Origin of the sequence: Parabacteroides sp. HGS0025 (assembly GCF_000969845.1) — a bacterium.
Classification (GTDB): domain Bacteria; phylum Bacteroidota; class Bacteroidia; order Bacteroidales; family Tannerellaceae; genus Parabacteroides; species Parabacteroides gordonii.
Window position 1 is genome coordinate 951,567 of the sequence record NZ_KQ033903.1, and the last position, 12,292, is coordinate 963,858.

General features: G+C 45.0%; 7 protein-coding genes. All 7 read left to right on the plus strand.

Translation table 11 applies throughout. The features are described from left to right. The first annotated feature begins 90 nt into the window (after nucleotides 1-90). Nucleotides 91-3,396, plus strand: coding sequence for a SusC/RagA family TonB-linked outer membrane protein (locus HMPREF1212_RS20795; RefSeq protein WP_028730089.1), 3,306 nt, complete (start codon nucleotides 91-93; stop codon nucleotides 3,394-3,396). A gap of 24 nt (nucleotides 3,397-3,420) precedes the next feature. Continuing rightward, entirely contained in the window at nucleotides 3,421-4,956 is a 1,536-nt protein-coding gene (gene nanU / locus HMPREF1212_RS20800) for a SusD family outer membrane lipoprotein NanU (RefSeq protein WP_046150933.1), read from the plus strand. A 247-nt stretch (nucleotides 4,957-5,203) separates the two neighbouring features. Then, nucleotides 5,204-6,121, plus strand: a complete 918-nt coding sequence (locus HMPREF1212_RS20805; RefSeq protein ID WP_046150934.1) for a dihydrodipicolinate synthase family protein — start codon at nucleotides 5,204-5,206, stop codon at nucleotides 6,119-6,121. A 6-nt stretch (nucleotides 6,122-6,127) separates the two neighbouring features. Next, nucleotides 6,128-7,330: an AGE family epimerase/isomerase gene (locus tag HMPREF1212_RS20810; protein WP_028730086.1), complete on the plus strand. Its 1,203-nt coding sequence runs from the start codon at nucleotides 6,128-6,130 to the stop codon at nucleotides 7,328-7,330. 43 nt (nucleotides 7,331-7,373) lie between these two features. After that, nucleotides 7,374-8,618 carry an MFS transporter gene (locus HMPREF1212_RS20815; protein ID WP_046150935.1) on the plus strand — a complete coding sequence of 415 codons (1,245 nt, stop codon included), beginning with the start codon at nucleotides 7,374-7,376 and terminating at the stop codon, nucleotides 8,616-8,618. 31 nt (nucleotides 8,619-8,649) lie between these two features. Further along, nucleotides 8,650-10,275 (plus strand): sialidase family protein, encoded by a 1,626-nt coding sequence (locus HMPREF1212_RS20820; RefSeq protein ID WP_046150936.1) that lies wholly within the window; start codon nucleotides 8,650-8,652, stop codon nucleotides 10,273-10,275. 2 nt (nucleotides 10,276-10,277) lie between these two features. Further along, nucleotides 10,278-12,287, plus strand: a complete 2,010-nt coding sequence (locus HMPREF1212_RS20825; RefSeq protein ID WP_046150937.1) for a family 20 glycosylhydrolase — start codon at nucleotides 10,278-10,280, stop codon at nucleotides 12,285-12,287. Nucleotides 12,288-12,292 lie beyond the last annotated feature (5 nt).

Consider the following 12,292-nt stretch of genomic DNA (forward strand, 5'->3'; position numbering starts at 1 on the left):
GTCTGTCACGAACTCTGTCAATATACGAGATAAACTCATATTTATCCGCAAGTTTCAACCTTGGTTATTAACAAATAAAAGTAATTTATTATGAAGAAAAATTTCCTGATTTTAGTGCTTGTTATGCTGCTTCCTGCTTTTGCATGGGGACAAGAGCAGATAACTATCACAGGAACGGTTATGGATGAGTCCAATTTCTCCGTGCCGGGCGCCTCTATTGTGGAAAAAGGAACCACAAATGGTACAGTGACTGACCTTGATGGTAATTTCTCCATTATTGTATCTAACAAAAATGCAATCTTGCAATTTTCATTTATCGGCTACAAAACGCAGGAAGTTCCATTAGCCGGAAAAACAAAAGTAAATGTTATCTTACGCGAAGATGCAGAGCAACTGGATGAAGTTGTTGTTACCGGTTACGGTGGACAACAAAAGAGGGCAACCCTAACCACAGCTATTTCCAAGTTGGACAACAGAGCGCTTGAAAATGTAGCAATCTCAAATGCCGGACAATCACTGCAAGGTACAGTGAGTGGTTTACGCGTTGTAAATACATCCGGTAAGCCGGGAGAAGCACCTAACATCGTTTTGCGTGGGGGAGCTACTATTACGGGTGACCCTGCAAACAATCAGGCACTGGTTGTAGTTGATGGTATCGTACGTTCCATGAATGACGTAAACCCCGCCGACATAGAATCTATCCAGGTTCTAAAAGATGCGGCTTCCACTGCGATTTATGGAGCTCGTGCCAACAGCGGTGTTATCCTTGTAACGACAAAAAGAGCCAAAGAAGGAAAAGCGACTGTTTCTTACAAGTTTAAAGGCGGTATGAACTTTGCCCGCAAAGGCTATGAGTTCCTTGGAGCCAGAGACTTCCTGTATTATAATCGACTAGGCAATAAATACATCAATGATGCCGGCTATACCAGAACATTGCAACAGGTAAATAACACAACCGGTTATGGAACCAATGCCGGAAATCATTTCTCTGTTCATTATCTGACAGATGAAAACAAACATCTTCTAAATGAAGGATGGGAGCAAATGACAGACCCGTACGATGGCGAAGGACAGCTGATCTTTAAAGACTACGGTGGTCAAATGATGGATGCAGCATTCAATGATCCTTCATTTACACAGGATCATTATTTCAGTGTAACCGGAGGAAATGACAAAGCAACTTTCCTGACATCTTTCGGATATTATAATGAACAAGGACAGGTTGTCGGTACTTCTTATGAACGTTTCACCGGAAATATCAATGGTTCTTATAAGGTTCGCGACAACATTAAAATCAATGCAGGAGCAACTTATTCATTTTCAAAAAAACCAGGGTTATGGATCAGCGAAGCACAGCTGTTCTATCGCTCCATGAGTTTATGGCCGACCCTAAATCCTTATGATGAAGATGGAAACCCTGCCGCCGGTGTCGGATCTGCTGACGGGAATCCTCTTTATTGGAAAGACAAACTACAACGTATCAATAATGTACGCCGGACAACCTTCAATATTGGAGGAAGCTGGGAAATTATTCCCGGACTGGCATTGAATGAAAATAGTTCAATTTACTATATTGATAACGAGCAAGAAGATTTCGATAAACAATATCAGACACAGAATAGCTCAACTCCCAACAATACACGCAACGCCCGTGGTATGTATGAACGTCAGTTCCAACAGCAACATAGTGCCACATTGACTTACAATAAATCATTTATAGAGAAACATAATCTGGATGCAATGATCGGTGGCGAGTATTTCGACTACAACCGCTTCAAGCTACAGGCGAAAGGAAATAAAGCCCCCAGTGACGATATTCCTACACTGAACGGATCAAGTGACAAAACGGAAGTCTATTCTTATAAAGATGGTTATCGCATGCTATCTGGCTTCGCCCGTGTCAATTACAACTATGAATACAAATATCTGTTCTCTGTTGTTGCCCGCTATGATGGCATATCCAAACTAAGTGATAATCGCTGGGGATTCTTCCCGGGTGTTTCCGCTGGTTGGAACCTGCACGAAGAATCATTCTTTAAAGATACAGAAGTGGCCAAATATGTATCTACTGTTAAACCACGTGTCAGCTACGGTGTAAATGGTAATGTCGCCGGACTAGGCAATTATGAAGTATATGGAGAATACAACACGATCAACAACAGTTCCAGTATTCCTATTCCTTATAATGGCAACGTTGGTTTCCTGAATACCGGACTGATCAACAGCGACCTTCGCTGGGAAAAAAGTAATTCTTTTGAAGTAGGTCTCGACCTGGGCTTCATAAACAATCGCTTCAACCTGATCCTGGATTATTATAACCGTACCACCAGCGACTTGCTGACCAGCTTGGAATTGCCCGGATATACGGGTTTCAGCAATATCAGAACAAACTTGGGTAGCTTGCGTAATACCGGTTTCGAAGCAGAAGTAAAACTTAATATCCTTTCGAACCCCAAAGCATTCAGTTGGGATTTCTCATTCAACACATCGTTGGTGCATAATAAAATCATTAAGTTGCCTTACAATGGTAACGAAAATAACCGTCAGGGAGGTATGGAAGTATATGATCCTAAATCCGGAAAAGTGACCTGGGTAGGCGGATACCAGGAAGGACAACCTCTCGGCGAAGTATATGCTTATAAACAAGAACGTATTTTCAAAGACTGGGATGACGTAAAAGCTAATGCCGGTGACAGATATGACGCAGTCGCTGAACTATATGGGCCAAACAAATGGGCGCAGATGAGTGATAAGGAAAAGATTGGTAAAAAACCGATTGAACCGGGAGATGTTATGTGGGCAGACCTCGATAATAACGGTGTGATCAACGAATATGACCGTGTAAAAGTCGGAAATGTTTTACCTAAATGGACAGGAGGATTTTCTACAAATCTTTCTTATAAAGACATCTCTTTATTTGCTCGCTTCGACTATGCATTAGGGCATATTATTTACAATGACCTTGCTGCACGTTCACTGGGACAATATCAAGGTTCTTTCAACATAATAAAAGACGTTTATAACACTTGGTCTCCCGAGAATGTCAATGCTGATCTGCCTAAATTCTATTATGCAGACCAGTTAGGAAAAAAGAACATAACACGTTCAAACAATGCGAATCCCAATATCAATAATAACAGTTCCCGTTTCTATGAAAAAGGAGACTACCTGGCATTGAGAGAGATCACATTAAGCTATCGTTTACCTAAAAAAATTATTGAAAAAGCGACACTGAGTGATGCCTCTATTTACATAACAGGACAAAACTTATTCTATATTACCGGTTATACGGGAATGTCACCCGAACCGGCAGTCAAGAAAGATAATGCCGGAGTAGACGAAGGTAGATATCCTATGCCACGAACTGTATTATTAGGTGTTTCTGTTTCATTCTGACAACTTCTTTAAATTAAAAGCAATATGAAAAAAATATTTTTATCAATAGCCATAATATCATCGCTCTTCATAGGAGGATGTACATCTTTGGATATGAAGCCAATCAGTTCCATATCAGATGCAAATTACTGGAAATCGGCTGACCAGTTCGATGCTTTCATGACCGGATTGCACACTCGTTTCAGAGAACATGCCTATAATTTCTTCCTTTTAGGGGAAGCACGAAGCGACGTTTTTGGTGATTTACCATTCGGAGGTGAGGCTTCACAGGGCATGGAGCGCTTTCCGTATAATACTTTAAACGAAGAAAACCCGGGTATTTCCAATTACGGTAAATTCTATGAGAATATCAATCAGTTAAATCTAATGATACTTCGTACCAGTGAAACTGAAATATTGACCGAAGAACAGAAAAACTATTACCTTGGGCAAGCTTATGGTATACGGGCATTCTATTATTTCCATATTTTACGGTCATGGGGGGATGCAGTCATTACAACTGAACCGACATTTACAGTAGATGTTTCCAATATGGCAAAAGAAGCATCTCCGGCAGCCGATGTAATGACACAAATAAAAGCAGATATTGAAGCTTCTATAAATGCATTTGGTTCGGATTATACCATCAAAGGACAAAAAAGCATGTGGTCAAAAGCGGCGACATTAATGTTAAAAGGCGAAGTATATCTTTGGTCTGGAAAACAAATGGGAGGAGGTAATGGAGATGCAACCGTTGCCAAAAGTGCCTTGACAGATATACAGAACAATGTTTCTTCACTTGGTTTGATGGAAAAATTCAGTGACATTTTTGCCTATACAGAGAAAGGAAATAAAGAAATCATTTTTGCTTTCCGGAATCAACTCAAAGAATATGATTTGTGGAATGGTTCTTTTGGCGGTAGTTTTCTCCCCCAAAGAAACTACTTATCCACCTATTACGATGCTGCAACCGGAGAAAAATTCGACCTGACAAAAGAAAACAGATTAGGCCTGATCCGTCTGGGTATTAAAAAAGACAATATGGATAGATATGACGATAAAGACAGCCGCAAACTAGCAACATTGAAAGGTGCTTACAATAAACTGGAAGATGGAACACTGGATCTTATAGGCGTATTTAATTATAAATACCAGGGAGTACAGGATGCTGGTGACAGCCGCTCTTTATGTGATGATTATCCTATATACCGCTATGCAGACCTTTTGCTTATGCTGGCAGAGGCAAAAGCAATGTTGGGAGAAAGTCCGGCAGAAGAAATAAATGCGATACGTCAACGGGCTTATGGGGAAAACTACGATAGTGAAACAATCGGTTTCCCCAATCAACCGAATGATAAAGATATCAACGAAACTATTTTAGAAGAGCGTTTTAAAGAATTTATCATGGAAGGCAAACGCTGGTATGATTTGCGCCGTTTTGGTAATGAATATGTATTCGAACATACATTGGCAGAAAATGGAAATACTGACAAGTTATTATGGCCGATCGATAAAACGACGCTGACCAACAACCCTGCCTTGAACCAAACTCCAGGTTATAAAGTTGCAGGAGCAAAATAAATTTAGAAATAATCTTGAGTTCCAAAGAAGGATTGTTGTATATAAAGCAACTTTCCTTCTTTGGAATTTTATTTTCCTCCAACCAAGACTGTTTCCACAAATTTCCACACACCTAACATAGTTGAAAACAAATTCCACTTATTAGGAAAATATTTCTCAAATCACTATCCATTTATTAAAATATTTTATTTATATTTGCCATGTATTTAAAATACAGTATATAATAACTACTAAAATACTACGTACCATGGAAAGAATTAAAGGTCTTATCGATGCTCCTTTTACTCCGTTTTATGAAAATGGAGAAGTGAATTACGAACCCATTGAAGCTTATGCCAAGCTACTTGTTAACAACGGATTGAAAGGCGTTTTCATTAACGGATCATCCGGCGAAGGATATATGCTGAATGAAGAAGAACGCATGAAACTGGCTGAAAGATGGGTGGAAGTTGCACCTAAAGGATTCAAAGTTATCGTGCATGTCGGAAGTACCTGCGTGAAGACAAGCCGCAATCTGGCTGCTCATGCTCAAAAGATCGGTGCGTGGGGTATCGGTGCGATGGCTTCTCCTTTTCCTAAGGTGAACCGTGTGGAAGAGCTGGTAAAATATTGCGAAGAAATTGCCTGCGGTGCACCGGAACTACCTTTCTATTATTATCATATCCCGGCATTCAACGGGGCATTCCTTTCTATGGTTGATTTTCTGAAAGCGGTGGACGGACGCATTCCAAACTTTGCCGGCATTAAATATACGTACGAAAGCCTGTATGAATACAATCAGTGCAGATTGTATAAAGAAGGTAAATTCGATATGCTTCACGGACAGGACGAAACAATTCTACCATGCCTGGCTATGGGCGGAGCACAAGGCGGTATCGGCGGAACGACCAACTATAACGGAAAAGAACTGGTAGGAATTATCGAAGCATGGGAAGCCGGCGACCTGGAAACAGCCCGCGAAAAACAGAACTTCTCACAAGAGGTAATCAACGTTATTTGCCATTACCGCGGAAATATCGTAGGGGGAAAGCGCATCATGAAACTGATCGGTCTCGACCTCGGTAAAAACCGTACTCCGTTCCAGAACATGACAGATGCCGAAGAGGTAGCCATGAAAGCAGAATTGGAAGCCATCAATTTCTTTGAAAGATGTAACAAATTCTAAGGCCTTATGGATGCAAAGACAAATATAAACCAACCGGCTGATTACCTGGGTTACTGGGGAGACGTCTATAAAAACGACTTCTTGAACGATATCATGCCTTTCTGGCTGAAATACGGTATCGATAAGGAGAACGGAGGATATTTTACCTGCCTGAACAGGGATGGCTCACTGATGGATTCAAACAAGTCTGTCTGGTTTCAGGGACGGTTCGCTTTTATACTGGCATATGCCTACAATAATATAGAGAAACGCGAAGAATGGTTGCAGGCATGTAAAAACGGGATCGATTTCATCGAGAAATACTGTTTCGACACCGACGGACGCATGTTCTACGAAGTAACGGCAACCGGTGTTCCGGTACGCAAAAGAAGATATGTATTCTCTGAAACATTTGCTGCCATTGCCATGGCTCAATACTCGATCGCTTCGAGTGATAAGAGTTATGCAGAAAAAGCGGTTAAACTGTTCAAGCAGGTTCTTCATTATAAAAATACACCGGGACTGCTGGAACCTAAATTCAGGGAAGGTTTCATAGCCAAAGGACATTCCCTTTGTATGATCCTGATCGATACGGCCGCACGTATCCGGGAAGCGATCGACGACGAAGTCCTGAACCGACAGATAGACGAATCGATCAGCGAACTTCGACGAGACTTCATGAAGCCGGAGTTTAAGACAATCCTCGAGACGGTAGGCCCGAATGGCGAATTCATCGACTCGATTCCGGGACGTACCATCAATCCGGGCCATTCCATCGAAACAGCCTGGTTCATTCTGGAAGAGGCCAAATACAGGAACTGGGATCCGGAGCTGAAGCAGATGGGGTTAACCATCCTCGACTGGGCCTGGGAATGGGGTTGGGACAAGACCTACGGCGGAATCACCTATTTCAGAGACTGCAAGAACCTCCCTCAGCAGGAATACTGGCATGATATGAAATTCTGGTGGCCCCAGTGCGAAGCCATTATCGCCACATTATATGCTTATGAAGCTACCGGCGACAGCAAGTATCTTGAAATGCACCAAATGATCAACGAATATACCTATGCCCGTTTCCCGGACAGAGAATATGGCGAATGGTACGGCTATTTCCATTACGACGGAACACTGTCGCAGCCGGCCAAAGGTAATATGTATAAAGGCCCGTTCCACATCCCACGGATGCTTCTGAAATGTAATTTGCTTTGTAAAGAAATTCTTTCAAAATAAAAACTTACACCAAACTTTGTTTTCCCTATCCAAAATAAACGATATGAATAATAAAAAAATCTATCCCTGGGTAGTTGTCGGTCTGTTATGGGGCGTAGCCTTACTGAACTATATGGATCGCCAAATGCTCTCTACCATGAAAGATGCGATGATGATCGACATCACCGAACTGGAATCGGCGGCAAATTTCGGCCGCCTAATGGCCGTATTCCTCTGGATTTACGGATTCATGAGTCCTGTAGCAGGAATGATTGCCGACAGGGTAAACCGCAAGTGGCTGATCGTAGGAAGCCTGTTCGTCTGGTCGTTCGTTACGCTGATGATGGGTTATTGCACTACCTTCAACCAGATCTATTTCCTCCGTGCCCTGATGGGGGTAAGCGAAGCTTTATATATCCCTGCCGGATTATCGCTGATCACCGATTATCACCAGGGAAAGACCCGTTCGCTGGCCGTAGGTATTCACATGACCGGACTTTACACCGGACAGGCCCTGGGTGGCTTCGGTGCCACAGTGGCAAGCGCTTTCACCTGGGAAACGACCTTCCATTGGTTTGGGATTGCCGGAATAGCATACAGCGTGATCCTGATCCTGTTCCTGAAAGATAAGAAAGATCATATCGTCCATAAGATAAAAGAAGTAGGAGCTGCCGTGGAAAACCCGGTCAAAGGTGCTCTCAAAGGAATGGGAATGCTGTTTACGAACATTTCCTTCTGGATCATCCTGCTCTACTTCGCAACACCGAGTCTACCGGGTTGGGCTACCAAGAACTGGCTACCTACATTGTTCTCGGAAAACCTGTCGATCGATATGTCTGAAGCCGGCCCGCTATCGACAATTACGATCGCCTTGTCTTCATTCATCGGAGTTATTGTGGGCGGTATCTTATCAGACAAATGGATACAGACAAACGTCCGGGGACGCGTTTACACGGGAGCCATCGGACTGGCGTTGACCATTCCATCGTTATTATTGCTCGGTTTCGGGCATAACTTCCTGATGATTGTAGGCGGTGGTCTTTGCTTCGGTATCGGTTTCGGTATCTTCGATGCCAACAATATGCCGATCCTATGCCAGTTCATTTCACCGCGTTATCGGGCTACAGCTTACGGAATCATGAATATGACCGGAGTATTTGCCGGGGCAGCCATCACAGATCTATTAGGCAGATCGACAGATGCCGGTAATCTCGGACACGACTTTGCGATGCTGGCAGGACTCGTGGCGATCGCCCTGATCATTCAGATCTGTTTCCTTCGTCCCAAAGTGGCTAATATGACGGATTAATTTTAACAAACAACACAATAGAACAATTATCATGAAGAAAAGCATCTTTTATCTCTGTCTTCTATTCATCGCACAAACCGCCTTTGCAGCAGACAGCTTGTACGTAAGGGAACAGCAGATTCCTATTCTGATCGACCGTACAGACAATGTGCTGTTGGAAATGCGTATTCCCGCACAGAAGGGGGATGTATTAAATAAGTTCACCCTACAGTTCGGTAACGAGACAAACCTGTCGGACATCAAAGCGATCCGGTTATTTTATAGCGGAACGGAAGCGCCGGCAAGGGAAGGCACGCATTTCAACCCGGTTACCTATGTGACAAGTTTCACACCGGGAAAGACACGTGTAGCCAATCCTTCTTATTCCGTAAAACAGGATGAAGTGACCACACCGGCAAACACCATCACACTGACTTCCAAACAGCCGATGGTAAAAGGGCCGAATTACTTTTGGGTAAGTATCGAGATGAAACCTGAAACGTCTTTACTATCGAGAGTGTCCTTCACAATGCCCGAAGCAGTCATCAACAATAAACCGGCTGCAATAGCCTGGAAAGGGAAAGCAGAGGCTCCCCGTCGTGTCGGTGTAGGAGTACGCCAGGCAGGAGACGACGGTTCTGCCGCTTTCCGCATCCCAGGAATGGTTACTACCAATAACGGAACTCTTCTGGGGGTATACGACATCCGCTACAACAGCAGCGTCGACCTTCAGGAAATGGTCGATATAGGCGTAAGCCGCAGCACCGACAAAGGACAAACCTGGGAACCGATGCAGGTAGCCATGACATTCGGTGAAACCGGCGGTTTACCCCATGCCCAGAACGGCGTAGGCGACCCGTCCATCCTTGTGGATGAAAAGACAAACACGATCTGGATCGTTGCCGCCTGGACACACGGAATGGGTAACGGACGTGCCTGGTGGAACTCGATGCCGGGTATGACTCCCGATGAAACGGCCCAATTAGTGCTGGTAAAGAGTGAAGACGACGGTAAGACATGGAGCGAACCGATCAACATCACTTCACAGGTAAAAGACCCTTCGTGGTACTTCCTGCTGCAAGGGCCGGGACGCGGTATCACTATGCAGGACGGTACACTGGTATTTCCGATTCAATTCATCGATGCGACACGCATTCCCAACGCAGGGGTAATGTACAGCAAAGACCGCGGCAAAACATGGCATATCCATAACCTGGCCCGCACCAACACGACCGAAGCACAAGTAGCAGAGGTAGAACCGGGAGTGTTAATGCTCAACATGCGTGATAACCGTGGCGGCAGCCGTGCCGTGGCAACGACCAAAGACCTGGGCAAAACATGGACGGAGCACCCTTCCAGCCGTAGCGCGCTTCCCGAACCGGTATGTATGGCCAGCCTCATCAAGGTAGATGCGGAAGACAACATCACCGGAAAGAAACTATTACTGTTCTCCAACCCGAACACGACAAAAGGACGTAACCATATCACAATCAAAGCCAGTCTCGACGGAGGTCTGACCTGGCCGGCAGAACATCAGGTATTACTCGACGAAGCCGAAGGATGGGGTTACACTTGTTTGTCTATGATCGATAAGGAAACTGTCGGGATCTTCTATGAATCGAGTGTGGCACACATGACTTTCCAGGCGATCAAGATCTCCGACCTTATTAAAGAATAAGGATGAAACACAAACTGTTCATAACACTTATACTCTGTTTATGGCTACCGGCGGTCTATGCTGCCGGTAGTCTGAACTTACTCCCCTGGCCGCAGCAGGTGGACTGGACAAAGCAAACATTCTCCGGAAAAGATATTTCGGTATCACTGGCTGGCGAAACCCGACAAATGGTTACCGACTGGTTGCAGGAAAGCAATATCAAAGTAAATCCCGCCAGCAAAAGGACTTTCCGGGTAACATTGGTGGAAAATCTGCCGGAAGCAGCCATCAACCAGAACGAAGCCTACAAACTACAGGTTTCATCGCAGGGAATCTCTATTGAAGCAACAACGGAACAGGGTGTTTACTGGGCCATCCAAACCCTTCGGCAGTTGACGGAGAAGAAAGGCGACAGATCATACATCACCGGATGCCGAATAACCGACTGGCCTGCTTTCCGTATCCGCGGTCTGATGCAGGACGTAGGGCGCTCTTACATCTCGATGGAAGAGCTGAAACGCGAAATAGCCATGCTGGCACGTTATAAGATCAACGTATTCCACTGGCACCTCACCGAAAACCAGTCATGGCGACTGGAAAGCAAGATCTTCCCGATGATCAACGACAGTATCAATACCACCCGTATGCCGGGCAAGTATTACACACTGGAAGAAGCTAGGGAACTGGTTGAATTCTGCAAACAACATCAGGTATTACTTATCCCCGAGCTGGACATGCCGGGACACAGCGCCGCTTTCATCCGTACTTTCCGCCACGACATGCAAAGCCCGGAAGGGATGAAGATATTGAAGCTATTGATCGAAGAGGTATGCGAAACATTCGACGTTCCGTACCTGCATATCGGAACGGACGAAGTGAAGTTCACCAATCCGCAATTTGTGCCTGAAATGGTTGCATTCGTACGATCAAAAGGCAAAAAAGTGATCTCCTGGAACCCGGGATGGCATTATCAACCGGGAGAGATCGATATGACACACCTGTGGAGTTACCGCGGCAAAGCCCAGCCGGGGATACCTGCCATCGACTCCCGTTTCCATTACTTGAACCATTTCGATACCTTTGCCGACATCCGCGCCTTATATAACAGCACGGTTTACAACCATACCGAAGGCAGCCACGATATGGCCGGTGTCATCCTGGCCATCTGGAACGACCGCCTGGTGGAACCGGAAGAAAACATAATCCGGGAAAACGGCCTTTACCCGAACATGCTGGCCATAGCCGACCGTTCCTGGCGGGGAGGGGGCTATGAATACTTCGACAAAGAGGGTACGAACCTGCCTTCCGAGGATAGTCGGGCATATATCTCCTTTGCCGGATTCGAGAAACGTATGCTCTGGCATAAAGAACACAATTTCAAAGGATACCCGTTCGCTTACGTAAAACAGACAAACGTAAAATGGCGTATCACCGATGCATTCCCCAACAACGGTGACCTGAGCAGCACATTCCCACCCGAAGCAGACCTGAAGGAGAGCTATGTCTACGACGGAAAAACATACGGAACAGGCGAAACCATCGGAGCCGGAGTCTACCTGCGCCATGTATGGGGCAACCTCATTCCCTGCTTCTATAAAGATCCCGAAGAAAACCATACGGCCTACGCCTGGACATGGGTCTATTCCCCGAAAGAACAGGAAGCAGGTGCCTGGATCGAATTCCAGAACTACGGCCGTTCGGAAATGGATCTGGCACCGCCACAGGGACAATGGGATTACAAAGGAAGCCGCGTATGGCTGAACGACCGGGAGATACTGCCACCTGTCTGGACAGCTACCCACAAAGAAAAATCGAATGAAATAGCCTTGGGCAACGAGAACTGCGTAGCCAGAGATCCTATCCGGGTACATCTTCAGAAAGGCTGGAATAAAGTATTCCTGAAACTTCCCGTAGGCAAATTCACGCTGCCGGAAGTCAGACTGAACAAATGGATGTTCACCTTCGTATTCGTTACACCCGACGGTGAAAAGGCGGTAGACGGACTGATCTATTCGCCCGATAAAAAGAAATAAACAGA